The organism is Nonomuraea montanisoli (genome assembly GCF_013363975.1).
Taxonomy (GTDB): Bacteria; Actinomycetota; Actinomycetes; order Streptosporangiales; family Streptosporangiaceae; genus Nonomuraea; species Nonomuraea montanisoli.
In genome coordinates this window covers 365,632-391,917 of sequence record NZ_JABWGN010000003.1, presented here as the reverse complement: position 1 = coordinate 391,917, position 26,286 = coordinate 365,632, and the positions used below count along the sequence as shown (strand labels likewise).

24 protein-coding genes are annotated in these 26,286 nt (G+C 73.0%); 14 read left to right on the top strand and 10 right to left on the bottom strand.

Annotation, left to right across the window (positions count from 1 at the left end):
- Positions 1-19: 19 nt before the first annotated feature.
- Both HTZ77_RS08680 and HTZ77_RS08675 read left to right on the top strand, forming a co-directional pair.
- On the top strand, positions 20-1,195 hold the full coding sequence (locus HTZ77_RS08680; RefSeq protein ID WP_175588948.1) for a trans-sulfuration enzyme family protein: 1,176 nt from the start codon (positions 20-22) through the stop codon (positions 1,193-1,195).
- Between the two features lie 40 nt (positions 1,196-1,235).
- Positions 1,236-2,261 (top strand): pyridoxal-phosphate dependent enzyme, encoded by a 1,026-nt coding sequence (locus tag HTZ77_RS08675; protein WP_175588947.1) that lies wholly within the window; start codon positions 1,236-1,238, stop codon positions 2,259-2,261.
- Positions 2,262-2,313: 52 nt separating this feature from the next.
- Here the strand turns inward: HTZ77_RS08675 and panB are convergent, their stop codons facing one another.
- The gene (gene panB / locus HTZ77_RS08670; RefSeq protein ID WP_175588946.1) at positions 2,314-3,165 is read right to left on the bottom strand and encodes a 3-methyl-2-oxobutanoate hydroxymethyltransferase; all 852 of its coding nucleotides are present in this window, start codon (positions 3,163-3,165) and stop codon (positions 2,314-2,316) included.
- A 132-nt stretch (positions 3,166-3,297) separates the two neighbouring features.
- On the opposite strand from panB, the gene HTZ77_RS08665 reads away from it, so the two are divergent.
- The 7 genes from HTZ77_RS08665 (at position 3,298) to HTZ77_RS08635 (ending at position 11,885) form a co-directional block, all read left to right on the top strand.
- The gene (locus HTZ77_RS08665) at positions 3,298-4,515 is read left to right on the top strand and encodes an MFS transporter (RefSeq protein ID WP_175588945.1); all 1,218 of its coding nucleotides are present in this window, start codon (positions 3,298-3,300) and stop codon (positions 4,513-4,515) included.
- 468 nt (positions 4,516-4,983) lie between these two features.
- Complete coding sequence (locus tag HTZ77_RS08660; RefSeq protein WP_175588944.1) at positions 4,984-6,534, top strand: MFS transporter; 1,551 nt, start codon at positions 4,984-4,986, stop codon at positions 6,532-6,534.
- 7 nt (positions 6,535-6,541) lie between these two features.
- On the top strand, positions 6,542-7,174 hold the full coding sequence (locus tag HTZ77_RS08655) for a TetR/AcrR family transcriptional regulator (protein WP_235994452.1): 633 nt from the start codon (positions 6,542-6,544) through the stop codon (positions 7,172-7,174).
- 246 nt (positions 7,175-7,420) lie between these two features.
- Positions 7,421-9,505, top strand: coding sequence for a right-handed parallel beta-helix repeat-containing protein (locus HTZ77_RS08650; protein WP_328808492.1), 2,085 nt, complete (start codon positions 7,421-7,423; stop codon positions 9,503-9,505).
- A complete protein-coding gene (locus HTZ77_RS08645) occupies positions 9,502-9,900 on the top strand; it encodes a cupredoxin domain-containing protein (RefSeq protein ID WP_175588942.1) in 399 nt (132 codons plus the stop codon). Before HTZ77_RS08650 ends, HTZ77_RS08645 begins: the two co-directional genes overlap by 4 nt.
- Complete coding sequence (locus HTZ77_RS08640; protein WP_328808491.1) at positions 9,897-11,183, top strand: hypothetical protein; 1,287 nt, start codon at positions 9,897-9,899, stop codon at positions 11,181-11,183. Before HTZ77_RS08645 ends, HTZ77_RS08640 begins: the two co-directional genes overlap by 4 nt.
- A 99-nt stretch (positions 11,184-11,282) precedes the next feature.
- Positions 11,283-11,885: a superoxide dismutase gene (locus HTZ77_RS08635; protein WP_175588941.1), complete on the top strand. Its 603-nt coding sequence runs from the start codon at positions 11,283-11,285 to the stop codon at positions 11,883-11,885.
- 103 nt (positions 11,886-11,988) lie between these two features.
- On the opposite strand, the gene HTZ77_RS08630 is transcribed toward HTZ77_RS08635, so the two are convergent.
- The 3 genes from HTZ77_RS08630 to HTZ77_RS08620 form a co-directional block, all read right to left on the bottom strand.
- Positions 11,989-12,570 (bottom strand): helix-turn-helix domain-containing protein, encoded by a 582-nt coding sequence (locus HTZ77_RS08630; protein WP_175588940.1) that lies wholly within the window; start codon positions 12,568-12,570, stop codon positions 11,989-11,991.
- Complete coding sequence (locus tag HTZ77_RS08625; protein WP_175588939.1) at positions 12,567-13,358, bottom strand: alanyl-tRNA editing protein; 792 nt, start codon at positions 13,356-13,358, stop codon at positions 12,567-12,569. The genes HTZ77_RS08630 and HTZ77_RS08625 overlap by 4 nt, the downstream gene beginning before the upstream one ends.
- A gap of 73 nt (positions 13,359-13,431) precedes the next feature.
- Positions 13,432-13,584 carry a hypothetical protein gene (locus tag HTZ77_RS08620; RefSeq protein ID WP_175588938.1) on the bottom strand — a complete coding sequence of 51 codons (153 nt, stop codon included), beginning with the start codon at positions 13,582-13,584 and terminating at the stop codon, positions 13,432-13,434.
- Positions 13,585-13,777: 193 nt separating this feature from the next.
- Here HTZ77_RS08620 and HTZ77_RS08615 point away from each other — a divergent pair, with 193 nt between their 5' ends.
- A complete protein-coding gene (locus HTZ77_RS08615) occupies positions 13,778-14,785 on the top strand; it encodes a hypothetical protein (protein ID WP_175588937.1) in 1,008 nt (335 codons plus the stop codon).
- A 5-nt stretch (positions 14,786-14,790) separates the two neighbouring features.
- Here HTZ77_RS08615 and HTZ77_RS08610 read toward each other — a convergent pair whose 3' ends face one another.
- Positions 14,791-15,534, bottom strand: a complete 744-nt coding sequence (locus tag HTZ77_RS08610; protein ID WP_175588936.1) for an endonuclease/exonuclease/phosphatase family protein — start codon at positions 15,532-15,534, stop codon at positions 14,791-14,793.
- Between the two features lie 80 nt (positions 15,535-15,614).
- On the opposite strand from HTZ77_RS08610, the gene HTZ77_RS08605 reads away from it, so the two are divergent.
- The 3 genes from HTZ77_RS08605 to HTZ77_RS08595 are packed head-to-tail and all read left to right on the top strand — an operon-like array spanning position 15,615 to position 18,406.
- Positions 15,615-15,944 carry a hypothetical protein gene (locus HTZ77_RS08605; protein ID WP_175588935.1) on the top strand — a complete coding sequence of 110 codons (330 nt, stop codon included), beginning with the start codon at positions 15,615-15,617 and terminating at the stop codon, positions 15,942-15,944.
- 16 nt (positions 15,945-15,960) lie between these two features.
- Entirely contained in the window at positions 15,961-17,292 is a 1,332-nt protein-coding gene (locus tag HTZ77_RS08600) for a WXG100-like domain-containing protein (RefSeq protein WP_175588934.1), read from the top strand.
- 10 nt (positions 17,293-17,302) lie between these two features.
- A complete protein-coding gene (locus HTZ77_RS08595) occupies positions 17,303-18,406 on the top strand; it encodes a 1-aminocyclopropane-1-carboxylate deaminase (protein WP_235994451.1) in 1,104 nt (367 codons plus the stop codon).
- Between the two features lie 79 nt (positions 18,407-18,485).
- Here the strand turns inward: HTZ77_RS08595 and HTZ77_RS08590 are convergent, their stop codons facing one another.
- Both HTZ77_RS08590 and HTZ77_RS08585 read right to left on the bottom strand, forming a co-directional pair.
- Positions 18,486-19,679 carry a TolB-like translocation protein gene (locus HTZ77_RS08590; RefSeq protein WP_175588933.1) on the bottom strand — a complete coding sequence of 398 codons (1,194 nt, stop codon included), beginning with the start codon at positions 19,677-19,679 and terminating at the stop codon, positions 18,486-18,488.
- A complete protein-coding gene (locus HTZ77_RS08585) occupies positions 19,676-20,176 on the bottom strand; it encodes a SigE family RNA polymerase sigma factor (protein ID WP_175588932.1) in 501 nt (166 codons plus the stop codon). Before HTZ77_RS08585 ends, HTZ77_RS08590 begins: the two co-directional genes overlap by 4 nt.
- 143 nt (positions 20,177-20,319) lie before the next feature.
- Here HTZ77_RS08585 and HTZ77_RS08580 point away from each other — a divergent pair, with 143 nt between their 5' ends.
- Positions 20,320-20,664, top strand: a complete 345-nt coding sequence (locus HTZ77_RS08580; protein WP_328808490.1) for a helix-turn-helix domain-containing protein — start codon at positions 20,320-20,322, stop codon at positions 20,662-20,664.
- Positions 20,665-20,835: 171 nt separating this feature from the next.
- On the opposite strand, the gene HTZ77_RS08575 is transcribed toward HTZ77_RS08580, so the two are convergent.
- The 3 genes from HTZ77_RS08575 to HTZ77_RS08565 form a co-directional block, all read right to left on the bottom strand.
- The gene (locus HTZ77_RS08575; RefSeq protein ID WP_175588931.1) at positions 20,836-22,605 is read right to left on the bottom strand and encodes an NAD+ synthase; all 1,770 of its coding nucleotides are present in this window, start codon (positions 22,603-22,605) and stop codon (positions 20,836-20,838) included.
- Positions 22,606-22,657: 52 nt separating this feature from the next.
- Positions 22,658-24,142, bottom strand: coding sequence for a BTAD domain-containing putative transcriptional regulator (locus HTZ77_RS48105; protein ID WP_175588930.1), 1,485 nt, complete (start codon positions 24,140-24,142; stop codon positions 22,658-22,660).
- A gap of 122 nt (positions 24,143-24,264) precedes the next feature.
- A complete protein-coding gene (locus HTZ77_RS08565) occupies positions 24,265-26,157 on the bottom strand; it encodes a sensor histidine kinase (RefSeq protein WP_175588929.1) in 1,893 nt (630 codons plus the stop codon).
- Positions 26,158-26,286: the final 129 nt, after the last annotated feature.

Below are 26,286 nucleotides of genomic sequence, written 5' to 3'. Positions count from 1 at the left end.
AACGGACATCCTTGACGACATGAGCGAACTCCGACCTGAGACCCGCGTCGTCCATCCGCCGCAGCCGCCCGTCGAGCACAGCCGGCCGATCACGATGCCGATCTACCAGACGTCCGGATTCGTCTTCGACGACCCGGCGGTGATGGCCGACGCGATGGGGCGCCCCGACGGCCCGTTCGTGTACGGCCGCTACAGCAACCCCACCGTGCGCGCCCTGGAGAGCGCCGTGTCCGGCCTGGAGGGCGGCGTCGCGGCGTTCGCCACCGGCTCCGGCATGGGCGCCATCAACACGGTCCTGTTCGGCCTGCTCAAGCCGGGCGACCACGTGATCGCGCAGAAGTCCCTGTACGGCGGGACCGCCGCGACCCTCAACGACCTCACCGCCCGCTTCGGCGTCACCGTCACGTACGTGGACGAGGCCGACCCCGGCGCGGTCCGCGAGGCCGCCCGCCCCGAGACGCGGATGCTGTACCTGGAGACCATCTCCAACCCGATGACCCTGGTCGCCGACCTGCCCGGGATGTGCGCGGCGGCCCGCGAGCTGGGCCTCGTCTCGGTGGTGGACAACACCTTCGCCTCGCCGGTGCTGTGCCGTCCGATCGAGCACGGCGCGGACATCGTCGTCCACTCCACCACCAAGTACCTGTCCGGCCACACCGACGTGGTCGGCGGCCTGGCCGTCTTCCGCGACCACGAGCTGCACGAGAAGGTGTGGCACCACTCCACCGTGCTCGGCGCCTCGGCCGACCCGTTCCCCGCCTGGCTCACGCTGCGCGGCATGCAGACGCTGGCCCTGCGCATGGAGCGCCACTGCTCCAACGCCCGGCTGCTGGCCACCCGGCTGGCCGAGCACCCGGCCGTCACCGCGGTCCACTGGCCGGGGCTGCCGTCGCACCCGTCGTACGAGGTCGCCGGCAAGCTGCTGCCGGACTTCGGCGGGGTGTTCTCGTTCGACCTCGCGGGCGGGCGCGCGGCGGGGGAGAGGTTCATGAAGTCCGTACGGCTCGCCCTGCTGGCGCCGTCGCTGGGCGGCGTCGAGACGCTCACGCTGCATCCGGCCACCACCTCGCACCGCTCGCTCGACGCCGAGGCGCTGGCCCGGTTCGGCATCGGCGAGGGCACGGTCCGCATCGCGGTGGGCATCGAGCACCCGGAGGACCTGTGGGCCGACATCGAGCAGGCGTTGGCAGACTAGTCATCGCGCTGTGTCCTGGCACGATCGAGAGGGAGCCCCCATGACGGTGACGTACGAGGACGTGACGGGCGCCGCCCGGCGGATCGCGGGCCACGCGCTGCGCACGCCGGTCCTCGAGGTGTCACCGGGGCTGTTCCTGAAGCTGGAGCAGCTCCAGCACGCCGGGTCGTTCAAGGCGCGCGGCGCCTTCAACCGGATCCTGTCCGCGGGCGAGCTGCCACCGGCCGGCGTTATCGCGGCCAGCGGCGGCAACCACGGCCTGGCCGTCGCCCACGCGGCCCGCGCGCTCGGCGTCCGGGCCGAGATCTTCGTGCCCGAGGTCACCAGCCCCGTCAAGGTGGCGGGGCTGCGCGCGCTGGGCGCGGAGATCCGGCAGGCCGGGGCCCTCTACGCGCAGGCCGCCGAGGCCGCCGCCAAGCGCGCCGCCGAGACGGGCGCGCTCGCGGTCCACGCCTACGACCAGCCCGAGGTGGTCGCCGGACAGGGGACGCTCGGGCTGGAGCTGACCGGGCAGGTGCCGGGGCTCGACACGATCCTCGTGGCGGTGGGCGGCGGCGGGCTCGTCGCCGGCGTCACGGTCGGCAGCGGCGCGCTCGGCGGCGGGGTGCTCGGCGGCGGGGTGCTCGGTGACGGCGGGCTCGGTGAGGGCGTCTCGGTGGGGGGCGGCGCGCTCGGTGAGGGGACGGCCGGGCCGAGGATCGTCGCCGTGGAGCCGGAGCTGTGCCCCACGCTGCACGAGGCGCTGCGCGCGGGGGAGCCGGTCCAGGTCCCCGTCAGCGGGGTCGCGGCCGATGCCCTCGGCGCGAGCCGCGTCGGCGGGCTGGCGTACGGGATCTGCTCGCGGGCGGCCGCGGCGGGGAGCCTGGCCAGCGTGCTCGTGACGGACGAGGCCGTCGTCGCGGCGCGGCGCGCGCTGTGGGAGCGCCACCGGGTGGTCGCCGAGCACGCCGGCGCCGCGGCGTACGCGGCGCTGCTGTCAGGCGCGTACACCCCGGCGTCGGGGGAGCGGGTCGCGGTCGTCGTCTGCGGCGCCAACACCGACCCGTCCACCCTGAACGCGGAGTGAGATTCGTCGCACCGCCCGGCCGCCGTGCCCCGGCCGCCGGAAGGCGGCGCGGTCAGCGGTAGGTGTGCTCCTGGGCGGGGAAGGCGCCCGAGACGACGTCCGCCGCGAAGGCGCGGGCCGCGCGGTCGAGGTCGGCGCCCAGGTCGCCGTACCGCTTGACGAACCTCGCCGGGTGCGGCGTGAGCCCCATGAGATCCTGCCAGACGAGCACCTGCGCGTCCGTGGCCGGACCGGCGCCGATGCCGATCGTCGGGATCGACAGGGACGTCGTCACCCGCTCGGCCAGCTCGGCCGGCACGCACTCCAGCACCAGCGCGAACGCGCCCGCCCGCTCCAGGTCCTTGGCGTCCTTCATCAGCTCCTCGCCCGACTCGCCGCGCCCCTGGACGCGGTAGCCGCCGAAGACGTTGACGGACTGCGGGGTGAGACCGAGGTGGCCCATGACCGGGACGCCGGCCGACACCAGGGCCTCGACCTGCGGCAGCACCCGGTGGCCGCCCTCCAGCTTGACCGCGTGGGCCCCGGCCTCCTTCAGGAAGCGGGCGGCCGACTCCAGGGCCTGCGCCGGCGACGCCTGGTAGGAGCCGAACGGCAGGTCGGCCACCACGAGCGCCCGCGAGGAGCCGCGCACGACGCCGGCCGTCAGAGGCAGCAGGTCGTCCACGGTCACGGGGATCGTGGAGTCGTAGCCGTACACGACCATGGCCGCCGAGTCGCCGACGAGCAGCACCGGCACGCCCGCCTCGTCGAACACCCGCGCCGTCATGGCGTCGTAGGCCGTCAGCATCGGCCACTTCTCGTGGCGCTCCTTGGCCGCCGCGAGGTCGCGGACGGTGACGCGCCGCCCGGCGGCGCCGCCGTACAGGGAGGTGGGGGTGGGTGGGGGCATGGTGGAAGAAGGCATGTCGAACGCTCCTGCAAGGTCTCGAGGCGCCCCAGTGGCGTACCCGGACCCTTCGATGATGCCACCCGCGAAATCCAGTGGCGAGAGTGTCGGTGCCGCTTGCCACAATGGGTGCGGAGGTAAGCAATCACCATGGCTCTCGAACCTTACCGGCGTCTGCTCGGACTGCCCGGCGTCCGCACCCTGCTCCTCGTGGGCCTGCTGGCCCGCGTCCCGTCGACCGCGACGGGCATGGCGCTGACGCTGCACGTCGTCGAAGGCATGCGTCTCGGCTTCGGGCAGGCGGGGCTGGTCACCATGGCCAGCACGGTCGGCATGGCCGTCGGCTCGCCGTTATCCGGGAGGTTCGTCGACAGGCACGGGCTGCGCCCGGTGCTGGCCGTCACGACGGGCGCGCAGGCGGCGTTCTGGGCGTGCGCGTGGGCGCTGCCGTTCCCCGCGCTGGTGGCCGCGGCGGCGGTGGCGGGCCTGCTGGCGCTGCCGGTGTTCAGCGTGATCAGGCAGTGCCTGACGGCCATGGTGCCGCCGGAGCAGCGCCGCATGGGCTTCTCCCTCGACTCGATGATCGTCGAGCTCTCCTACATGACGGGGCCCGCGCTGGCCGTGGCCGGCGTCACCACGCTGGGCAGCGGCCCCACCATGGCGGTCATCGCCTGTGGCATGACGGCCGCCGGGCTGGGGCTGATCGCGCTCGACCCGCCGACCCGCTCGGCCGAGGAGCTCGCCGCCGAGCAGGTGCGGGTGCCGAGGCGGCGCTGGCTCACGCCCGGCCTGGCCGCGCTGCTCGGCACGGCCGCCGCGGCCACGTTCGTGCTGACCGCGAGCGAGCTGGCCCTGGTCGGCACCATGAAGAACGCCGGCCAGACCGCGTGGGTGGGGCTGGCCGTCGCCCTGTGGTGCGTGTACTCCCTGCTGGGCGGGTTCGTGTACGGCGGGCTGAGCCGGGGGTTCTCGCCGCTGGGGCTCATCGCCGGGATGGGGCTGCTGACCGCGCCCGTGGGCCTGGCCGCCGGCGACTGGCGATGGCTGGTCCTGGCGATGCTGCCCGCGGGGCTGCTGTGCGCGCCGGCGCTGTCGTCCACGGTGGAGGCCGTGAGCGGGCGGGTTCCGGCGGCGGCGCGGGGCGAGGCGATGGGCCTGCACGGCACGGCCCTGCTGGTCGGCGGCGCCCTGTCCGCGCCGATCGCGGGCGCCGTCATCGACGCGCACGGCCCGGCCTGGGCGTTCGCCGTGGCGGGCGCGGTGGGCGTGGTCATGGTGGGGGTGGCGGTGCCGTTCTGGCGCGGCCGCTCCACGGAGGCCACCCTGACGACGACGGAGGAACCGGCCCCGGCCGCCGCGACGCCCTGACTCCGCGTACCCCTTCTCAGGGACGGAGGAACCGGCTTGATACTGGGCCGGTCCGCCGCACGTGAAGCATGCCCCCTGAAGGCGACCCGCTTCATGCGCCGCCCCTGCTCGGCGTCTCCCGCAGCGCCCGCTGCGCGGCGCGCCGTGTGCGACGTCCGCCCCTGTGAAGTGCCGCTCCGGTGAGGTGCCGCGCCGGGTGAGGTGCCCGCCCCCGTGAGGCGCACGTTCCGGCGGGGTGCCCCTTGCGGGCCCCGCGCGGTGCTAGCTCTGTGCGGCGCTTGCTCAGAGGGCGATGCCTTGCGCGGAGCCTGCGAGGTGCTTCCCAAAGGCGGGGCCCAGGGCGCTTCGCGGCCGGGCGGGCGTGATCGGCACCGGGAGACCAGCTTTCGAAACGACACCGTTGCGTATCGGAATATCTTCCGATACGCTCGCGTTGCGAAACATTGACGTATCGAAATTGGAGTTCGCATGGAAACCCACGCAGGCCATCCGCGCCGGTGGACGATCCTCGGCGTGCTGGTCTTCAGCCTGCTGGCGGTCGTGCTCGACAACACGATTCTCAACGTCGCGATGAAGACCATCGCCGACCCCACCCACGGGCTGGGCGCCACCCAGAGCGAGCTGGAGTGGGCGATCAACTCCTACACGCTGGTGTTCGCCGGACTCCTGTTCACCTTCGGCGTGATCGGTGACCGCACCGGCCGCAAGCGGATGCTCTTCATCGGCATGGCGCTGTTCGGCCTGGCATCACTGGCCAGTGCCTACTCCCAGGATCCGACCCAGCTGATCCTGGCGCGCGCGGCGATGGGCATCGGCGGTGCGGCGATCATGCCGGCCACCCTGGCCATCATCTCGAACGTGTTCCCCCCGGCCGAGCGCGGCAAGGCGATCGGCATCTGGGCGGGCGGCGTCGGCCTGGCCGTGGCCATCGGCCCCATCACCGGCGGCCTGCTGATCGAGCGGTTCTGGTGGGGCTCGGTCTTCCTCATCAACGTGCCGATCGTGATCATCAGCATGTTCCTGATCGGTTTCGTGGTGCCCGAGTCGCGTGACCCCAAGCCGTCCAAGCTCGACCCGGTCGGCGTGCTGCTGTCGATCATCGGTCTCGTCGCGGTCGTCTACGGCATCATCCGCGGCGGCGAGCTGGCCACCGTCACCGACCCCGAGGTCTACGTCCCGGCGGTCGTCGGCATCGCGGTGCTCGCGGTCTTCGCCTGGTGGGAGCGGCGCATCGACAACCCCGTCTTCGACGTCCGCAACTTCGGCAACGTCCGCTTCAGCTCGGCCATCGGCATGATGGGCATGGTCTTCTTCGCCATGATGGGCGGGATGTTCTTCCTCACCTTCTACCTGCAGATCGTGCTCGGTTTCAGCCCGGTCCAGGCGGGAGCGCTGATGATCCCCTTCGCCGCGGCCCAGCTCATCTTCGCGCCGCTCAGCCAGCGCGTGAACCAGCGCTTCGGCGCCAAGCTCGCCTCCGGCGTCAGCATGGCCGTGATCACCCTGGTCCTCGCCAGCTACGCGCTCCTCGACCAGGACACCCCGGTCCTGCTCATCGAGGTGATCTTCTTCATCCAGGGCGCCGCGATGGCCAACATCATGCCGCCCGCCACCACCGCGATCATGGAGTCGCTGCCCCGCGAGAAGGCCGGCGTCGGCTCGGCCATGAGCAACACCGTCCGCCAGGTCGCCGGCGCGCTGGGCGTGGCCGTGCTCGGCTCGGTGCTGTCCTCCAGCTACCGCGGCGAGATTGCCCCGCACCTGACCGGCCTGCCCGAGGCCGTGCGCCACGCCGCCGGCGAGTCGCTCATGGCCACGGACGCCGTCGCCAAGGCGCTCGGCGCGCGCGGTCAGGGCCTGATGGAGCCCGCCTACGACGCGTTCATCCACGGCATGCACATCACCGCCCTGGTGTCCGCGGCGATCGCGCTGATCGGCGTGGTCGTGGTCTTCCGCTGGATGCCGGGCAAGCCGGCCCCTGTTCAGGAGGCCGAAACGAGGGAACCAGCGGTAGTGTGAGGCCGCGATGACGACGCAGGAGATGACGCACGGGACGGCCGGGCAGGCGACGGCGGGAGCCGGCCGCCCGGCGGGCCGCCCCCGGAGCGAGAAGGCCGAGAAGGCGATCATCGAGGCCACCCTCGACCTGATCGCGGAGGGCATGGGCGTGGCCGAGCTGTCCATCGAGGCGATCGCCTCCAGGGCCGGGGTCGGCAAGACGACCATCTACCGGCGCTGGTCCAACAAGGAAGACCTGGTCGCCGACTCGCTCGCCACCCTCAAGGCCCCGCTGCCCGCCGTCGGCGGCGTCTCGGTGCGCGACGACCTGATCACGCTCCTGGCGGCCATGCAGAACGAGGCGGGCCAGGAGCGTACGCGCTGCCTCATGAACATCGCCATGAGCGACGCCGACCGCTACCCGCGCCTCATGGGCCGGTTCGTGAAGGTCGCCGTCGAGCCGCGCAGGAAGGCCGTGCGCGACGTCGTCCAGCGGGGCGTCGACAACGGCGAGCTGCGGCCCGACACCGACGTGGAGGTGGCGCTCGCCACGCTGTCGGGCGCCATGCTCTGGTACACCAAGTGGGGCAACGGCGAGCTCACCGACGACCTCGCCGAGCGGATCGTCGATCAGGTCCTGTCCGGCATCGCCCCGCTCTGACCGCCTCTCCCGCACACGTACGGCCGCCCCGGGTTCCCTCCGGGGCGGCCGTCGTCGTTCCGGGGTCACGCGCCAGAGATCCCGGGGTCGCGCCGGAGTTCCCGAGGCCGCGCGCCGGAGTTCCGGGACCGCGCGACAGAGAAGATCATCCGCCTCTAGGCAGAACGTGAGCCCTGTTCTAGTCTCGCGGCCATGCCCCCCTTACGCCCCTTGCCCAGGCCCCCCTTACCCGGCCTCCTCCGCCGCGTGGGATCCGTCGCCGCTCTCACCGTGGCCCTGCTGCTGCCCGCGGGCGTCGCCCTCGCCCACGAGGAACGGCCGGTCACCCTGCCGGACGGATCGGGCAGCGTCCCGGCGCTGCGCACCGGCGAGCCGGACCTGCTGGTGTGCAAGACCGACGAGGCCGACTTCGCCCGCCGCGTCGCCCAATTTCCGGCCGAGCTGCGCGAACGCAACCTGACGCTGTTCCGGCGGTGCCTCAAGGACGGCGTCAGGCACCTCCAGGAGGCCGTCGACAAGGTGGACCGGCCCGGGATGACGATCGCGATGCTGCCCGGCCTCTACCGCGAGGAGCCCAGCCGGGCCGCCCCGACCGGCGCCTGCGCCCGGCTGCCCGCCCGCTGGTCCACCTGGGGCTACCAGATCCTGTCGTTCGAACAGCAGCAGCAGTGCCCGCACAACCAGAATCTCGTCGCCATCCTCGGCAAGAAGCACCTCCAGATCGAGGGCACCGGCGCCGGACCGCTCGACGTGATCGTGGACGCCGAGTACCGCAAGCTGAACGCCATCCGCGCCGACCGTACCGACGGCGTCTACTTCCGCAACCTCACCGCCCAGCGCACCACGTTCAACTCCCTGTACGTGCTGGAGACCGACGGGTTCGTCATCGACCGGGTCCTCACCCGCTGGAACGACGAGTACGGCTTCCTCACCTTCGCCAGCGACCACGGCCTCTACACCGACTGCGAGGCGTACGGCAACGGCGACGGCGGCCTGTACCCGGGCAGCGCCTCCAACCTCAACGACGGCCGCGGCCACGACGTCCCCCGCTACGCGATCGAGATCCGCCGCTGCCGCAGCCACGACAACGCGCTCGGCTACTCCGGCACCGCGGGCGACTCGATGTGGGTCCACGACAACGAGTTCTACGACAACATGGTCGGCGCCACGATGGACAGCCTCTGGCCCAGCCACCCCGGGCTGCCGCAGAACCACGCCAAGTTCGAGAACAACAAGATCTTCGACAACAACCGCGACTACTACCGCTACACCCGCGACGGCACGTGCGCCAAGCCGCCCGCCGAGCGCGGCTACGAGCGGGGCGTGGTCTGCTCCCAGGTCGGGGTGCCGCCGGGCACCGGCGTGATCGTCGCGGGCGGCAACTACAACATCTTCAGGGACAACCAGGTCTGGGGCCACCGCGGGGCGGCGTTCCACCTGTTCGGGGTGCCCGCGTTCATCCGCGGCGAGAGCCGGCTGGACCGGCAGGCCGACACCTCCGACTACAACCGGTACGAGGGCAACGTGCTCGGCGTCGCCCCGGGCGGGCAGCGGCGGCCCAACGGCCGCGACGTGTGGTGGGACGGCCAGGGCACCGGCAACTGCTGGCAGGCGCGGGCCGCGCGCACCAGCCCGGCGGCGCTGCCGCACTGCGCGGCCAGGGCGCCCGAGCTGTCCGGCGGATCCAGCAGGTGGCTGGCCGAGCCGGTCAAGCTCACCAAGCTCTACCTGTGCGCGGACTTCAGCGCCCAGGCGGCGCGGCTGCCCGCGGGCTGCGACTGGTTCGGCGCGTCGGGGTTCGGCAAGGTGGAGACGCAGCTCGCGCTGGGCGGGTCGCTCGTGCTCGGGCTGCTGGCCGTGCTGTTCTGGACGCGGGCGGGCCGCACGACGCGGCGGCGCCCGGGCGACCCGTCGGCCAACGGCGTGGCGCCCGAGCACCGGGAGCGCGCCGGGCGCGGGCGGCGGCTCGTCGTCGCGGGCACCGTCCTCGGGCTGCTCGGGCTGGCGCTGGACGTGGTGGCGGCGGCCGTGGACGACACGCTGCTCGCGGGGGTGGCGCTGCTGCTCATGGCCGGGTGGTGGCTGTGCCTGGGCGCGGCGGTGCTGAGGGACCGGCGGGCGTTCGGCTGGCTCACGGTCGCGCTGGGCGTGCTGGCGCTGGCCGACGCCTACGACCGGTTGATCCGGCTCATCCCGGTCATCCCGCTCGGGCCGGGCTGGATCCGGGGGCTCCTGGTCGGGGTGTGGGTGCTGTGGGCGGTCGTGGTGCTCGCGCCGCGCCGCGCCCGCACCGCCGGGAAGGCCGCCGTGGAGGCGGAGGTCCCGGCATGAGGTGGCGGCTGATCCAGTGGGCGGCACTGGTCCTCCTGGTCGCCGGGTGCGGGCCGCTGTCGCAGACGCATCACAACCCGGGCAACAGCCACGAGGTGGCCACCGCCCCGCCGGACGCGGGCGGCCAGGGCGGTGAGGTCCGGGCGGAGATCACCGTACGGGCCGGGCGGGTGAGCCCCCCGTCCGGCTGGCTGGAGGCGCGGCGCGGCCAGACGGTCGCGCTCACGGTCACCAGCGACGTCGCCGACGAGCTGCACGTGCACGGCTACGACCGCACGGCCGAGCTGCGGCCCGGGCAGGCCGTGACGGTGCGCTTCCGTGCGGACCTGACCGGCGTGTTCGAGGTGGAGACGCACGAGAGCGGCCTCGTCCTCACCCAGGTGACCGTGCGGTGAACGGCTCCGCGACCACGGCGGGCATCCTCGCTCAAGGGGCCGGCGGGCGCGGCGGCCTGCTCATCCTGGCGCACGGGGTGGGCGAGCGCAGCGACCTGCCCATCCCGCTCTTCTACGCCTACGCCGGGGCGTTCGCCGCGCTGGTCGTGTCGTTCCTGGCGCTCGGGCTGCTGTGGGCGGACTCCCGCTTCAGCGGCGACCGGGCGGGACGGGCGGTCCGCGTGCGGCTTCCCGCCCGCCCGGCCCGCGTGGCGGCCCTGCTCGCCGCCCTCTACACCGCCGGCTGGCTGCTGCTGGGCCCGGCCGAGGGCAACGCCGGCCCGTACCTCGTGTACGTGCTGTTCTGGGTCGGCCTCGTCCCGGCGTCGCTGCTGTTCGGGCCGGTGTGGCGGACGGTCAGCCCGTTCCGGCTGCTGCCCGACCGGCCGCGCCGTCCGCTGCCCGCCCGCCTCGGGTACTGGCCGGCCGCCGCCGGGCTGCTCGCGTTCACCTGGACGGAGCTCGTCGCGCCCGAGCCCGCCGCGCCGCCGACGCTGCTCGCCTTCTGCGCCGTGTACGCGGCGGCGCAGGTCGCGGGCACGCTCACCTACGGCCACGCCTGGCTCGAACGCGGCGACCCCTTCGAGGTGTACTCGACCCTGATCGGCCACCTGTCCCCGCTCGGCCGGCGCGAGGACGGCACGCGGGTGCTGCGCGGCCCGTTCGACGGCCTGGACGCCGTGCGGCCCGCGCCCGGCCTGGTCGCGACCGTGTGCGTGCTGCTCGGCGGCACCGGCTACGACGGCTTCTCCGGCGCGCCCGTCTGGGTGAACGCCCTGCAGACGAGCCCGCTCGGCCGCGCCGGGCTGGGCACCGCCGGCCTGCTCGCGGCGGTGGCGGGGGTGGCGCTGCTGTACGCGGCGTGCCTCGGCGTGGCCGGCCTCGTCGGCGGGACACGCGGCCTGGCCCCCCGCTTCGCCCACTCGCTGGTGCCCATCGCGCTCGGCTATCTGGTGGCCCACTACTTCTCGCTGCTCGTCTTCGAGGGCCAGCGGGCCGTCATCCTCGCCCTCGGCCTGGACCGGCTCGGCGTGGAGGTGAACCGGGACGTCGTCGGGCCGGGCACGATCGCCACGGTCCAGGTGGTGGCCATCGTCGCGGGCCACGTCGCGGGAGTCGTCGCGGCGCACGACCGCTCCGTCCGGCTCCTGCCGCCGGACCGCGCGGTTGCGGGCCAGATCCCGCTGTTCGTCCTCATGCTCTGCTACACCCTCGGCGGCCTCACGCTCCTGTTCACCGCGTGAGCGTGAGCCTGTGCTGGCACCCGGCACGGCTTTCTGCTTGGATATCGCTATTGCAAATAACTCGCATTAAGCGATGGATCGTTGGAGGAGAGCGCGCCGATGGGCCAGTACACCCTTCCGGACATGCCGTACGACTACGCCGCCCTGGAGCCCGCCATCACCGGCGAGATCCTGGAGCTGCACCACGCCAGGCACCACGCCGCGTACGTGAAGGGCGCCAACGACACCCTCGAACGGCTGGCCGAGGCCCGTGACAAGGGCGAGTTCGGCGGTCTGGTCGGGCTGGAGAAGACGTTCGCGTTCAACCTGTCCGGGCACGTGCTGCACACGATCTTCTGGGAGAACCTGTCGCCCGACGGCGGTGACCGCCCCGACGGCGAGCTGGGCGACGCCATCGTCGAGCACTTCGGCTCCTTCGAGGCCTTCCGGAAGCAGCTCACCACCGCCACCGCCACCGTGCAGGGCTCCGGGTGGGGCGTGCTGGCCTGGGAGCCCCTCGGCCGCCGCCTGGTGGTCGAGCAGGTCTACGACCACCACGGCAACGTCGGCATGAACACCACCCCGCTGCTCGTCTTCGACGCCTGGGAGCACGCGTACTACCTGCAGTACCGCAACGTCCGCCCGGACTACGTCGAGAAGCTGTGGGGCCTGATCAACTGGAACGACGTCATCGCCAGGTTCGACGCCGCCCGCGGCGCCTGACCCTCACGCCGGCGGCGTCCGCCCGGCCCGAGCTTGGTCCGCGGGGCCGGACGGACGCCGCTCCCCTTTGATCTCCTGATCCGCGCTCGCCCTCACCCGGCGCTCATCCGGCGGAGGGGGAGGCGATGACGACCGTGACGTCGGCGGACTCGTCATCGGTGGTGCGGTAGCGGTGCGGCGCGTCGCCGGCGAAGGCCAGCATGTCGCCGGGCCCCAGATCGCGCGGGTCGTCGGACGGGCCGGCGAGCAGGCGGCCGGAGGCCACGAGCAGGTGCTCGGTGGTGCCGGGCGCGTGGGGCACGCCGTCGACCGTGGTGCCCGCCGGCAGCCGCAGCCGCCAGATCTCCAGGCTGTGGCCGCCGCTGATGCGACGCAGCAGCTCGCGCGTGGGCTCGCCGGGCGCGGCGGGCGTCGAGGGCAGATGGACGGTGCCGTCGCCGGAGTGGCGGGCCAGCAGGTCGGTGAGGGGGACGGCCAGGGCGACGGCGATGGCGTCCAGGGTGTCGACGGTGGGGTTGCCCAGGCCCGCCTCCAGCTGCGACAGCGTCGCCTTGCTCAGCCCGGTGCGCCGGGCCAGTTCGGCCTGGCTCATCCCGCGTTGCAGGCGGCGGCGCTGGATCTGCGCGCCGGCCGCGGCGGCGGCCCCGCTGGCGGGCCGCCGGTCACGCCCCGGGGCGGCGCTCATCGAACCGCGCCGGCGGCGAGCGGTCCGGCGGTGAGCGGTCCGGGAGGTCCGGCGGTGAGCGGTCCTGCGATGGGAGGGCGGTGGGCGGCGGAGTAGGAGACGCGGACGCGGCCCTTCTTCAGCTTCACGCCCGAGATCGTCACCTCCGCCAGGTCGCCGAGAGAGCGCACGTGCGTGCCCCCGCACGGAGCGGCGTGCAGGTCGCCGAGCCGGACGACCCGCCGGCCCTCGGGATCGCGGCCGGCGACGACCGGCAGGTCGCCCGCCACGGCGGCGGCCACGAACGCGCGCAGCCGGTCGGCGGCCTCGTCCCGCTGTTCGGGCTCTGCCAGGGAGCCGCCGGCCTCCGGCGCGGTGAGCTCGATGCGCGCCTGCCCGGGGAAGTGGTTGTTGCCGGCCAGGCTCCAGCCCTCGGCCCGGGCCGCCGCCTCCACCAGGTGGCCGGCGGTGTGCAGCGCGGCGTGCAGCAGGCGCAGGTCCGCGTCGAGGCGGGCCTCCACGACGTCGCCCTCCGCCAGGTCGCCGAGCCCGGGACCGGTGTCGTCGACGGCCCGCAGCACCACCAGGCCGGTCGCGGCGTGGCGCGCGGGCGTCACCGCGCACGCGCCCACCCTGCCCCGGTCGGCGGGCTGGCCGCCGCCTTGGGGGTGGAAGATGTTCCGCCGCAGCGCGATCCACGCCCCGCCGTCCTCGTCCTGCCCGGTCGCGGCCACGGGACCGCTGAGCCCGGTCAGGTACGTGTCCTCCAGGTAGAGGGACTCCTGCAGGGGGCCACTTTGATGAACCATGCGTTCACTTTACCAAACGCCGCGCTCGCATCGAGGAGGCCGTGCGTTGTCTGGCTGACCGCCCTCCGGTGCGTCACTTGCGCAGGGGACGGTGACGCTCGGCGCGGGCGCCCACGTTCCAGTTCTCGTCGCGCACCATCTTGAGCACTGTCTCGACGAGCAGGAAACCCATGCTGAAGACGATCGCCACGGCGATCAGGAGAATGAGAAAGAAGCCGATGTTCATGAGATCCCCCAGTTATCCAGCGTAATCCTTATTTCGGTCACCGGCGGGGATCGGTTGCCTTCGGTTTTCGGGCCGGCCGAATGACGGCTACCCGTACCTGCTGCGACCGCCGAGCTCGCTGAAGGCGATCTTGCAGAAGATCGTGCGAGGGTGTAAGGGTGGTGCGGCCGTTCACCGTACCGAGGAGGCGCTGATGGCCCAGCCCGACCCGATCACCACCACCGACCTGTGGGACCTGAAAGCCGATCCGGGTCGTCTGGAGGTGCTGGCCGGCACGTGGCGCGCGCTCGGTACCAAGGTGGGCTCCGTGGAGGGGCTGATCAACGACGCCGCGCACACGGTGTTCGCCAAGGAGCACTGGACGGGCGACACCGCCAAGTCGTTCAACGACTACCGCAAGAAGTTCACCGCCGATGTGGAGCGGTTCGGCGCGTGGGCCGTCAACGTCGCCGAGCTGCTCGGCTACACCGCCACTGTGCTGCGCGTGCAGCAGGGGCTCCTCGACGACGAGCGCAAGAAGCTCGCCGCGGTGCCCACGACCACGGACCTCACCGGCCTGACCTTCCGCCCGCGCGACGCCAAGGAGTCGAGCCTCGTCGCCGGCGCGATCAGCACGGCGCAGGAGATCCGCGGGCGGGTGGACGAGGTGCTGGCCGAGAAGAAGCGTGACATGGCGTTCTACGAGAACCAGCTCGAGCTGATCGCCAAGGAGTGGAAGCCGCGCACGGTGCGCATGCTGAACCTCAACATCGGCCAGGGCGCCGGCAACTCGCCCGGCGACTCCGCCGGCACCGACTCCGAGGACATCTCCAGCATCGCCCAGGTGGTCGCCGACCAGGGCGCGGACATCGCCACCGTCCAGGAGGTCTTCCGGCACGACATCGCCAACCTGGAGGAGGAGCTCGAGAACCGCACCGGCGACAACTGGGACGTCAGGTTCGAGGAGGCGAGCAAGAAGTACCACGCGAACGACGACTGGCCCATCATCGGCGACATCATCAACGCGCCGTTCGGCAACGCCGTCCTCGTCCGCGAGGGTGACGTCATCGAGGGCACCGGTGACAGCGAACGGGTCAAGCTGGACGTCGAGGGCGGCAGCATCACGGTGCCCGCCAACCAACCCGGCGGTGGCGACAGCCGGATCGACGACGGCGAGGGCCGGTCCGCGGCCAGGACCGAGGTGCAGATCAGGCCCAGGTGATCGGCCTACCAGTTGGGGATCTCCACGTCGACCCGCTGGCCGTCGTGGTCGGAGGTCGCCCCGTCGAACAGGACGGGCGGCCCGTCCACGGTGAAGGCCGGCGAGCCCGCGACGTGGTCGATGCGGGTTCCCGACGGTGAGGTGCCGACGACCTTGCCGTCCTCGCCGACCGCCCCCGAGTAGACCGTGTAACCCTCGTCCTTGAGGTCGTGGATGGCGCCCCCGGACGCGTTCTTCTGCACGTTGTCGCCGTTGTGCGTCACGACGTTGAGGTCGGCGCCCAGCAGCGAAGGCCCGCGGTTCATGGCCTCGTGGAGCTTGCCGATCTGGTCGGAGCGGACGAAGTCGTCGTACTTGTGCAGACCATGACTGTGCACGTGCGCGCTGTAGACGTCGAAGCCCTTGGCCGCCCCGGCGAACAGCCGGTCGGCGAGGTCGTCGTCGAGCTCCTTGAACGCCCGGATGACCTTGCGGAGCCTGCTCTCGTCGGAGGTGAGCACGCCGATGAGGATCTCCGCCAGGTCGTCGGCCGACGTCTGCAGGTCGGCGTGCGCGGAGCCGGCGGAGGTGGCCCTGCTGGTGTCGCCGAACGCGTTGGAGGCCGGCACGACGGGCACCGGGACGTACGTCACGGCTCCCGGGCCACCGGACAGGGCCGTGCGTCCCTGCTCGACGGCCTTGCGGGCCTCCCCGATCTTCCCGGCCAACTTGTCCACGGGGTCGAAATCCATGCTCGCTTCGGTGCCCATAGCCGGTCAGCGTAGACCACGACCGTGGCTGTCGAAGTAAAGTGTGATGAGCGCGTATCAACGGGACGGGAGAGGCGCAGGTGACACAGGTATACCGCTTCGATCACTCGTCGCTGAGCAGTGCGGGCGACGGCCTGCTGGACGCCGCGGCCGAGTTCGAGCGGCACACCGGCAACCTCCTCGCGACCATGGTCAACACCGGCGACACGGCGTGGGGCGGCACGCCCGTCGGCGCGGCCATGGACCGGCTCGGCGACCTGCTCGGTGACGCCTGCGGTGTGCTGCGCCTCAACCTCCACCGGACCGGCGACGGCATCCGCGACATGGCCGACGATCTCCGCCGGGCGGAGACCGACACGTACGCCGGCGTCCAGGACGCCGGCATCGCCGGCGCCGACCGCCCCGTCTGACCGTCCGCCCGCTCGCATGGCACTGACCCTGCCCCCCGCTCTGCAGGCTCCGTTCGGCCTGCTCCACGTCGACTGGCCGCGGGAGGACGAGGACCACATCCGCGCCTGCGGAACGGCCCTGCGCGCCTGCGGCACCGCCCTCGAGACACAGACGATCCCGGCGGCGCACGGCGCCGTCGGCCATGCGGCCCGGCACAACGCCGGGGACCACATCGACGCGCTGACGGGACACTGGGCCGACTACCACGCCGACGACGCGCGGTCCGGTCACCTGCAGAGCCTCGCCGTCACCCTGCACGCGCTGGCCGACGGCTGCGACCTGTTCGCCCGGATCGTCGAGATCGTCAAGGCCCTCCTGCTGCTCCTGGCGGCCTATGTTCTGACAGCCCTCGTCTGGGCGGCGTCCATGGCCGCCCTCTCGGGCGGGCTCGCCGCACTCAGGGCCCGCGGCTTCGTCATGATGCTGCGGACCTTCGCCAGGAAGGCCGTGGCGACGTTGCGGGGCAGGCTGCAGCGATACTTCGGCCACCGGCTGGTCCACGCCGTGGAGACCCGCCTGCGCCGTATCCTGCACGCCAAGCCCCCGTCGCTCCCGTCCCGTCCGGCGGGTTCGCTGCTGCGCCGCGCGTACGCGGTCAAGGGCCTGGCCGCCTCCTCCGCGGGCGTCGCCTGGCTGGTGGACGGGCGGCCGGAGAGCCATCCGCGCCCGCCCGTGAACCCTCCCGAGAAGGGCCCGCGCGACGGCAAGTACGACCTCGGCCCGGCCCGGGACCCCGGCATCCCCTTCGACGACCCCTGGCCGTACGACCCGGACGCCAAGCCCTCCATCGACGACCACATGACCTGGCACAAGTGGCGGGCGCTGCAACTCGCCGAGGAGGCCACGCCGGGGTTCGACGAGGCGGCCGCCACCTTCAAGCACTACCTGGAAGGTTCCGGCGACGACTACCGCATCGACTACGACAAGGCGTACAACGACGACAAGCTGATCCGTGACGCCGTGGACGCCGAGATCCGCCGCGCCCAGCGCAACGCCGAGCGCCTCTACGGAGAGAGCGGACGGCGGGACTTCCAGATGACCGGCGAGCCGGTGAACATCGACAAGACGGAGACCAAGAACTGGGAGTTCGCACTCGGCCGCCACTCCATCTGGGGCAGCGCGGACGTCCGGGTCGACGGAGGCAAGGCCACCATGGACATCACCGTCCACGCCTACGACCGCTACAACTTCAACCGCGAAGACAAGTGGATCAACCAGGAGAACGGCCGGTTCGAGACCCTCGGCTGGGCCAGGTCCTACGACACGCACGGGGCCCTGAAACGGACGGTCACCTGGACCCTCCCGTGACGCGGCGGGCATGCCGAGGGACGCCGTGCACGAGCTCGCGGTACGCGAGGCGCTGTCCGGCCTGTCGGCGATCGCCCATGACACACCACCAGGCAAGGAGCGACAGATGCCCCTCGACGGCTTCCCGCGCTACCCGCTGATGTTCGGGCCCAGCCCCGTCCACCCGCTGGACCGGCTGAGCGACCACCTCGGCGGCGCCCGCGTCTGGGCCAAGCGCGAGGACTGCAACAGCGGCCTGGCGTTCGGCGGCAACAAGACCCGCAAGCTGGAGTACCTCGTCGCGGACGCCCTGGCCCGCGGCGCCGACACCCTCGTCACCATCGGCGGCGTGCAGTCCAACCACACCCGCCAGGTCGCCGCGGCCGCCGCCAAGGCCGGGCTGAAGGCCGTGCTGGTGCAGGAGAGCTGGGTGGACTGGCCCGATCCGGTCAACGACAAGGTGGGCAACATCCTGCTGTCCAGGATCATGGGCGCGGACGTGCGACTGGTGCGGGCGGGTTTCGGCATCGGGTTCAAGGAGAGCTGGCAGCAGGCCCTGGACGACGTCCGCTCGGCCGGCGGCACCCCGTACCCGATCCCCGCCGGGGCCTCCGACCACCCCCTCGGCGGGCTGGGCTTCGCCGGCTGGGCGGAGGAGGTGCGGCGGCAGGAGGAGGAGCTGGGCGTCTTCTTCGACACGATCGTGGTGTGCAGCGTGACCGGCAGCACCCAGGCGGGCATGATCGCCGGCTTCGCCGGCCAGGACCGTCCCCGCCGCGTCCTCGGCATCGACGCCTCGGCCGAGCCCGCCGAGACCCGCGCCCAGATCGAGAAGATCGCCCGCGGCACGGCCGAGCTCATCGGTCTCGGCCGTGACCTGCGCGACGACGAGATCACCCTGCTGGAGGGCTGGGCCGGCGACCTGTACGGCGTCCCCGTCCCGTCCACCGTGGACGCCATCCGGCTCACCGGCCGCCTCGAGGGCGTGATCCTCGACCCGGTCTACGAGGGCAAGTCCATGGCGGGCCTCGTCGACCTCGTGCGGAGCGGGGAGATCCCGCGCGACTCCACGGTGCTGTACGCCCACCTCGGCGGCCAGCCCGCCCTCAACGCCTACAGCGGGGTCTTCCGCTGACCAGGCCCGTCGTCGACTTCGTCAGCCGGACCAGGACATCAGGAGGGCATGTGCCTGACGTCTCCGGCCGGCGCCGACGTCATCGGAGCTTGGCCAGGTCGATCAGGTAGAGCCGGTCACCCCGCTTGTAGCTGAGGAGCCGGCCGGTCGGCTCGGTGGACGGCAGGGAGATCAGCTGGCCATCACCTCGGATGCCGAGGTCGCCCGACGCGCCGGTCTCCACGTCGTAGAGCCCCACGCCCTCAGGCCGGCCGTCGCCGTACGTCGAGACGAAGAAGCGGTCCTGCGTCGGCGGGTCCATGAGGGCCACGTCCCCCGGCAGGGCCTTGGACGCGGAGCCGTCCCGGTGCCGGACGAGGCTCCGGCCCTCGGCGTTCTGGCCGAAGCAGAGCGTCACGCCGCAGATCTGGATCTGCTCGCCGGGCTCGGTGACGGCCGTCCTGGTCTCGCCCGTCTCGACGTTCACGATCCGGGCGTACACGGTGCCATGGGGCTCGCCGCCCGGCCCGGGCGTGCCGATCCACGGCCAGGAGAGCAGGTGCATCCCCGCGCCTCCCTCGACCGGCTCGACCGTGCCGCCCGTGAGGGGGACGGAGAAGACCCCGCCGGTGTAGAGCGAGAACACGAGCCTGTCGCCGGCGACGGCCATCCTGTCGATCCCGCTGCCGTCGCCCTCCTTGATGCTCCGGGTGCCGAGGAGCCGCGGCTTCCCGCCGTCCACGGGCACGGTCCACAGGCTGGCGACGCGGTCCTTGCTGCCGGTCCACCAGACGACGTGCCCGCCCCCCACGGCGATCCCGTTGGCGTGGCCGCTCTCGTCCTCGGGCTCCGGGAAGGTGACGATCTCGCGTTGCGTGCCGTCCTCCAGGTCGTAGGCGTACAGGGCGGCGTCCCGCCCGACGTCCGCCGTCACGGTGACCATCAGCGCCGTGCGGTCGTCGATCAGCGCGTCCAGCCGCCAGTCCAGGCCACCGGGTCCCTTCGCCGGAGCCTCCTTCACGGCCCGGGGCCAGACCTGCCGCACGGGGGCGTCCGGCTTGGCGGAGTACCGCTCCGAGGCGGGCACGGCGGTGATGGTGTCGCCGCCGCGCGTCACGGCGAACGTCCCGCCCACGGCCAGGGCGACCGCCGCGGCGGCCATCGCCGTCCTGACCCGCCGCCTCCTGCGCCGGTGAACCACCACCAGCCGCTCGGCCAGCAGCGCGGGCAGCCGGGGCGCGTGGTCCTCCGCCCGGCCGAACGTCGCCCGCAGCGTGTCCTCGACCTCGGTCATCGTGCGTTCCCCCTCGTCATCGGCTCGGCCGGGACGGCGGCCCGGAGCTTGTCCAGAGCGCGTGCGGCCTGACTGCGCACGGTCCCGCGCGAGATCCCCAGCACGGCGGCGATCTCGGCGTCGTCGAGCTGCTCGTAGTAGCGCAGCACCAGCACCGCGCGCTGTTTGCGCGGCAGACCGGCCAGCGCCTGCCACATCCTGCGCTCGTCGCCGCCGGGCAACCGGTCGTGGTGTTCGAGCTCCGGCAGCTCCCAGGCGAGCAGCTCGCGCCGGCGCAGCCGCCAGGTGGCGATGTGCAGCCGGGCCATCGTGGTACGGGCGTAGCTCTCGGGGTTCTCCTTGCGCCGCAGCCGGGGCCAGGCGCCGCGCAGCTTCAGCAGCGCCTCCTGCACCAGGTCGGCCGCGTCGTGCGGATTGCCGGCCAGCATGTAGCCGTAGCGCAGGAGCGCGTCACCACGTTCAGCGACGAACTCCGCGAAACGGGCATCTGCATCCACAACTCATCGCCCTTCGTCGGTCCTTCACAACTGAGAGGGACGAGGCGGGGAAACTGTTGCATGGGCGGCTCTCGCGAGGGCTGCGCCGGGTATTCGATCGAGAACGCTGCGTATCGAAGTCTAGACCTTATAGCATCGCTGCTATGAGCCGGCGAAGGTCGCCTTCTGCGTCGATCTCCCAGCAGCAGAAGGCCCGCTTCCAGGAGGGCCAGATGGGCGACCGGGAAGAGTGGCAGCAGCTCAGAGATCGTCGGATGGCGGAGCCCGGGGCCGCCGAAGCCTACGAAGCGGCCCGCCTCGCCCACGAACTGGGCAAGACCGTGCGCGCCATGCGGGAGAACCGCGGCTGGACCCAGAGCGACCTGGCGCGCGAGGCGGGCATGACCCAGTCGGCGGTCGCGCGTTTCGAGGCGGGTGGGTCATGCCCGCCCTGCCGGTCCTGGGACGGCTGGCGCGTGCGCTGGACGCGGCCGTGGATGTCAGGCTGACGCCGAAGGCCCCCGCGGCCTGAGCACGTCGTCCTGGTGAACGGACGACGCCTTTCACCGTGAGGTCTCCCGTCCGGTGCCGGGGAGCGCGAGGGGCCGGCAGGCCCCTCGCCCCGGGGCGACTCGTGAGGGCCTTGCCGTTCGGGCTCTTCCGCGGCCCTGGCCCAGAGGTCAGGTGGTCTCGCGCCAGCGGTTGGTGATGGGCAGGCGGCGGTCTCGGCCGAAGTTCTTCGGGGTGATCTTCGGTCCCGGCGGGTACTGGCGCCGCTTGTACTCCGCCAGGTCCACCAGCCGGATGACCCGCGCCACCAGCTCCGGGGCGTGTCCCGCCTCGATGAGCTCGCGCGAGCCCATGTCCTTCTCGACGTAGTCGTCGAGGAGCCGGTCCAGCACCTCGTACGGCGGGAGCGAGTCGGTGTCGCGCTGGTCGGGACGCAGCTCGGCGCTGGGCTCCTTGGTGATGGAGTTCTCCGGCACGGGCCGCTCGGCGCGCAGCAGGAACGACGGGTCGCCGTGCTCGTTGCGCCACCGGGAGAGCTCCCACACCATCGTCTTCGGCACGTCCTTGATCGGGGCGAAGCCGCCCGCCGAGTCGCCGTAGAGGGTGGAGTAGCCGGTGGCCAGCTCGCTCTTGTTCCCCGTGGTGAGCACCAGGTGGCCGTGCTCGTTGGACAGGCCCATGAGGATCATGCCGCGGACGCGCGCCTGGAGGTTCTCGGCGGACAGGCCCGACAGCTCGATCTCCTTCTCGAACGCGTCCACGATGTCGGCGATGGGCACGACGCGGGCGTTCACGCCCTGGCGGCGTACCAGCTCCTCGGCGTCGGCGAGCGAGTGGTCGGAGGAGTAGCGGGACGGCATGAGCACCACGTGCACCCGGTCGGGGCCGATGGCGTCGGAGGCGATGGTCGCGGTCAGCGCCGAGTCGATGCCGCCGGACAGGCCCAGGATGACCGACCGGAAGCCGTTCTTGGCCACGTAGTCGCGCACGGCGAGCACCAGCGCCGAGTAGACCTCGGCGTGCAGGTCGAGCCGCTCCGCGACGACCGGGGGCTCCGGCTCGTACGGCGGGACGGGCTCGGACGACAGCACCAGCCGCTCCACGGTGATCGTGGACCCGTCGCCCGCGTCGAACGGGTACCGGCCGGGCTCGGCGTCCGACACCGGCAGGTCGAGGTCCACGGTGAGCAGTTCCTCCCGGAACTGCCCGGCCCGCGCGACCAGCTCGCCCGAGGCGTCCACCACCAGCGAGTCGCCGTCGAAGACCAGCTCGTCCTGGCCGCCGACCTGGTTGGCGTACACGAGGGCGCACCCGGCCTCGCGCGCCCGCCGCGCGCACAGCTCCAGCCGGACGTCGTCCTTCTCCTTCTCGTACGGCGAGGCGTTCGGCACGACGAGCAGCCCGGCGCCGGCCCGGCCGACGACGGACACGGGGCCGCCCTCCTGCCAGAGGTCCTCGCAGACGGCGACGGCCACGTCGACGCCGTGCAGCCGGAAGACGGGCAGCCGGTCGCCGCGGACGAAGTAGCGGTACTCGTCGAAGACGCCGTAGTTGGGCAGGTGGTGCTTGGCCGTGCAGGTCACGACCTCGCCGCGGTGGAGGAGCGCGGCGGCGTCGAGCGGCGCGCCCTTGGGCTGGCCGACGCGCGGCGCCAGCCCGGCCCGGTCGACGTAGCCGACGACCACGGGCAGCTCGCCGAGCCCCTCGTCGCGCAGCCGGGCGGCCGTCTCCCGCAGCGCCCTGATGCTGGCGTCCACGAACGAGGTGCGCAGCACCAGGTCCTCGACCGGATACCCGGTGAGGAACATCTCGGTGAACACCACGAGGTGGGCGCCGCGGTCGGCGGCGTCGCGGGTCCACGCCACGAGCTTGCCGGCGTTGCCGCTGAGGTCTCCTACGGTGGGGTTGGTCTGTGCCAGGGCGATGCGCAGTTGAGCCACACGACCAGCCTAATACGCCATGATTTTCGGCACCCAAGCGGCGAAGAACGGGTCATTTCGTGATCGCGGCCCCCGGGGTGACCAGGCCGGACTCGTAGGCGGCGACGACGAGCTGCGCCCGGTCGATCAGCCCGAGGTGGTCGAGCAGCGCCGTCACCTCCGCGGCCACGGCCGGCTCGGGCAGCGCGAGGGTCTGCGCGATCTGCTGGTTCGTCAGGCCGCGGGCCACGAGCTTGAGCACGTCGATCCGGTCGTCGGGCAGCCCGGCCAGGGCCGGGGGAGAGGCCGGGTCGGTGCGGCCCGCGAACCCGGCGATGACCCGCGTCGTGACGGCGGGGTCGATGAGCGCGTCACCGGCCGCGGCGGCCCGGATCGCGGCCACGAGCTGCTCCGGAGGGGACGTCTTCAGCACGAACCCGCTCACGCCCGCCCGCAGCGCCGCGTACAGGTTCTCGTCGCTGCCGAACGTGGTCATCACGATCACCTTGGGCGGCCGCTCGTCGGCCAGGATGCGGCGCGCCGCGGCCAGGCCGTCCAGGCGCGGCATCTGGATGTCGAGCAGCACCACGTCAGGGCGGGTGCGGCGGGCGAGCGCGATCGCCTCCTCGCCGTCGGCCGCCTCCCCGGCCGGCTCCAGCCCGGCCTCGTCGCTCAGCACGGTCCGCATCCCAGCCCGTACCAGGGCCTGGTCGTCGGCCACGAGCACCCGCAGCGGCGGCCCCTCGACCGAGGCCGAGGCCGAAACCGTGGATGCGGCCGGGGGCGCGGTCGGCGGGCCCGCCGGGGCGGCGGGCTCCTCCAGACGCTGGGCGAGCATGTCGCCCTCCAGCCGCTGCAGCCCGCTCGTCAGGTCCAGCCCCAGCTCGTCGCGCCAGATCGCGCGGGCCCGCCGCAGCGCGCCGAGCGCGTCGCCCTGCCGGCCCGTCCGGTACAGGGCCAGTGCCAGCAGCCGCCACGCCTCCTCGCGCAGCGGGTACGCCGAGGCGTGCGCCTCCAGGTCGGCGACCAGCGCCGTCGCCCTGCCGAGCGCGAGGCCCGCGCCGGCGCGCCGCTCCACGGCGACCAGCCGCAGCTCCTCCAGCCGGCCCGCCTCGGTGACCGCCCAGGTCAGGTCCGTGAACTCGGCGAGCGCCGGCCCCCGCCACAGCGCGAGCGCCGCGTCCATGGTCTCCCACAGGCGCGCCGGGTCGCCGTCGGACTGGACGAGGTCCTCGAACCTCCAGGCGTCCACCTGGTCGGCCGTGGCGCGCAGCGCGTACCCCCGGGCGGCCGACACGAGCACCCCGGCCTCCTCGCGGGGCGCGCGGCCGGGTTCGAGCGCGCGGCGCAGGCGCGAGACGTACCCCTGGATGGTCGACAGCGCCTGCGCGGGCGGGTCGCCGGGCCACAGCTCGTCGATGAGCATGGTCACGGGCACGGCGCGGCCGCCGGCCACGAGCAGGCGGGCGAGCACCGCCCGCTGCCGCTGGCCGCCGAGGTCGAGGGGGACGCCGTCGGACCAGGCGTGGAACGGTCCCAGCGCGGTGAAAGTCAGCATGGCAGAGGTAAGCGTAGAGCCCTTTGACGTCGGGGTATATGGCGATTTTCTACAGTGTCTGATGATCGGGTGGAGAACGGCTTCACGGGCGCCGTCCCCGGCGGGAAGCTCCGCGGCGCGCGTCACAGCGGAAGGTCCGCGCGGACCTCGGTGCCGCCGCCCTCGCGCGGCCGGACCACGCAGGTGCCGCCCAGCTCGGCGGCCCGCTCGCGCATGGACGACAGCCCCACGCCCGCCCGCGCGTCCGGCGGGATGCCGCACCCGTCGTCGGTGACGGTCACCCGCAGCACGCCGCCCCGGACGAGGCCGGCCCCGGCGGAGTCGCCCGGGCGGCCGCCGCGCCGCAGCGCGACGTCGATCCGGGTGGCGCCGGAGTGCTTGCGGGCGTTCGTCAGCGCCTCCTGAACGATGCGGTACGCGGCCACCTCGACGGCCGCCGGCAGGCCGGTGAGGTCTCCGGACGCCTCGACCGGCGCGCCGGTCAGCTCCTCGACGGCCCCGGCCAGGCCCAGCTCGTCCAGCGCGGGCGGGCGCAGGCCGTACACGAGCTGCCGGATGTCGCCGGTGACGGCGTCCATGCCCTCGCGCAGGGTCGTCAGCAGCCGCGCGGCGCGCTCGGGGGACGAGCGCAGGGTCACGCGCGCCGCGTTGATCGACATGGCCATCCCGCTGAGCGACTGCCCCAGCCCGTCGTGCAGGTCGCGGCGCAGCCGCCGCCGCTCCTCCTCGCGCGCCGTGAGGATCCGCTCGCGCGAGCGCTGGAGCGCGGCCGTCAGCCGTACGGCGTGGGCGGCGTCGGCGATGAACGGCGTGAGCGTGCCGAGCACCCGCTCGTCGTGCGCGGCCGGGAAGCGGCGCCGGTCCGTCGGCCCGACCAGCAGCAGGCCGACCGGCTCGCCGTGCCACACCAGCGGCACCGTACGGGCCGGGACGTCCAGCGTGCCCGTCACCGTCACGGCGCCGTCCACCTCGACGGCCACGCCCGTCACCGACAGCCCGTCGCGCAGCACCTCCAGCGTGGCCAGCAGCCCGTGGCCGGGGTCGGCGAGCTGGAGGCGCAGCTTGAGCCGGTCGGCCAGCGCGTCCGGGTCGCCGGTGCTGCCGTAGAGCAGGCGGTCCACGCCGCGCAGGAACAGCCGGCGCATCGGGTGGAAGAACGCCCCGGCGAACAGCGCCGCCGCGAGCCCCGCCACCCGGTCCACCCCCGACAGGAACAGGCTCGACGCCGCCCCGGCCGCCAGGTACACGCCGCCGATCACCACCGCCAGTCCGGTCCCGACCAGCGCCCGGCTGATCAGCGTGTCGATGCCGAACAGCCGGTACCGCAGCACCGCGACCGCGATCGCCGCCGGGATCAGCGGGATCCCCAGCGACGCCAGCCACCAGAACGGGTCGCCGAGCATCCACGGGAGGAGCAGCCCCGGCAGCGTCACCAGCAGCCACAGCAACTGCCGCCGTTCGACCGCGTCACCCCGGGCGAACCGCACGGCCAGCGACACGAACGCCAGCCCCATGGCGGCCGCGACCGTCCAGTGGGCGGCGTCCCGCAGGGGATGGCTGCGGAGGGACACGGCGACCCAGTCGAGCGCGTCGCCGGCCAGCGCCAGCCCGGCGACCCACCCCCACCTCCTGCCCGGCAGCCGCCCGTTCGGGTAGAGGAGCGGCAGGAGGACGCCCAGGGCCAGCTCGCCGACCTGCCAGGTGACGTTCACGATCGGCCAGTTCAGCGGCGGGCCGTCGAGGAGCAGGTTGAGGTTGGCGGACAGGATGTTGGCAGCCGAGGCCAGTCCGCCCACCACCAACAGCCACCCGATGACCAGGCGCGGCCTGCTGTGCACCAGGATCGCGCCGAACACCGGGAACGCCGTGCCCGCGACGTCCTCGGGGGCGAACGGCAACGGCGTGTACGACGGCTGCGGGAGCTGGGCGGTCACCCAGATGTTGGTCAGCTCGAAGACGACGGCGAGCGAGGCCAGGCCGATCGCCACCCCGCGCGCCCGTCCAGCGTGGCGCATCCCACCCGTCCTCTCGCCCCGGTCACCCTGCGGTTGCTCGGGGAGGAACGTATCGGACGGGTGCCACCATCCAATCAAAAGCCGTTCAACGTCCCCTGAACGTCGTTCGGTCCGTACGACGGCGGTGGA

What these genes read in the sequence shown, in the direction of transcription:
- HTZ77_RS08595 (WP_235994451.1), top strand. Translation starts at nt 17,303, where the DNA reads ATGCCGAGGGACGCCGTGCACGAGCTCGCGGTACGCGAGGCGCTGTCC.
- HTZ77_RS08600 (WP_175588934.1), top strand. Translation starts at nt 15,961, where the DNA reads ATGGCACTGACCCTGCCCCCCGCTCTGCAGGCTCCGTTCGGCCTGCTC.
- HTZ77_RS08655 (WP_235994452.1), top strand. Translation starts at nt 6,542, where the DNA reads ATGACGACGCAGGAGATGACGCACGGGACGGCCGGGCAGGCGACGGCG.
- HTZ77_RS08625 (WP_175588939.1), bottom strand. Translation starts at nt 13,358, where the DNA reads ATGGTTCATCAAAGTGGCCCCCTGCAGGAGTCCCTCTACCTGGAGGAC.
- HTZ77_RS08675 (WP_175588947.1), top strand. Translation starts at nt 1,236, where the DNA reads ATGACGGTGACGTACGAGGACGTGACGGGCGCCGCCCGGCGGATCGCG.
- HTZ77_RS08630 (WP_175588940.1), bottom strand. Translation starts at nt 12,570, where the DNA reads ATGAGCGCCGCCCCGGGGCGTGACCGGCGGCCCGCCAGCGGGGCCGCC.
- HTZ77_RS08590 (WP_175588933.1), bottom strand. Translation starts at nt 19,679, where the DNA reads ATGACCGAGGTCGAGGACACGCTGCGGGCGACGTTCGGCCGGGCGGAG.
- HTZ77_RS08645 (WP_175588942.1), top strand. Translation starts at nt 9,502, where the DNA reads ATGAGGTGGCGGCTGATCCAGTGGGCGGCACTGGTCCTCCTGGTCGCC.
- HTZ77_RS08660 (WP_175588944.1), top strand. Translation starts at nt 4,984, where the DNA reads ATGGAAACCCACGCAGGCCATCCGCGCCGGTGGACGATCCTCGGCGTG.
- HTZ77_RS08615 (WP_175588937.1), top strand. Translation starts at nt 13,778, where the DNA reads ATGGCCCAGCCCGACCCGATCACCACCACCGACCTGTGGGACCTGAAA.
- HTZ77_RS08565 (WP_175588929.1), bottom strand. Translation starts at nt 26,157, where the DNA reads ATGCGCCACGCTGGACGGGCGCGCGGGGTGGCGATCGGCCTGGCCTCG.
- HTZ77_RS08665 (WP_175588945.1), top strand. Translation starts at nt 3,298, where the DNA reads ATGGCTCTCGAACCTTACCGGCGTCTGCTCGGACTGCCCGGCGTCCGC.
- HTZ77_RS08620 (WP_175588938.1), bottom strand. Translation starts at nt 13,584, where the DNA reads ATGAACATCGGCTTCTTTCTCATTCTCCTGATCGCCGTGGCGATCGTC.
- HTZ77_RS48105 (WP_175588930.1), bottom strand. Translation starts at nt 24,142, where the DNA reads ATGCTGACTTTCACCGCGCTGGGACCGTTCCACGCCTGGTCCGACGGC.
- HTZ77_RS08610 (WP_175588936.1), bottom strand. Translation starts at nt 15,534, where the DNA reads ATGGGCACCGAAGCGAGCATGGATTTCGACCCCGTGGACAAGTTGGCC.
- panB (WP_175588946.1), bottom strand. Translation starts at nt 3,165, where the DNA reads ATGCCTTCTTCCACCATGCCCCCACCCACCCCCACCTCCCTGTACGGC.
- HTZ77_RS08680 (WP_175588948.1), top strand. Translation starts at nt 20, where the DNA reads ATGAGCGAACTCCGACCTGAGACCCGCGTCGTCCATCCGCCGCAGCCG.
- HTZ77_RS08635 (WP_175588941.1), top strand. Translation starts at nt 11,283, where the DNA reads ATGGGCCAGTACACCCTTCCGGACATGCCGTACGACTACGCCGCCCTG.
- HTZ77_RS08580 (WP_328808490.1), top strand. Translation starts at nt 20,320, where the DNA reads ATGAGCCGGCGAAGGTCGCCTTCTGCGTCGATCTCCCAGCAGCAGAAG.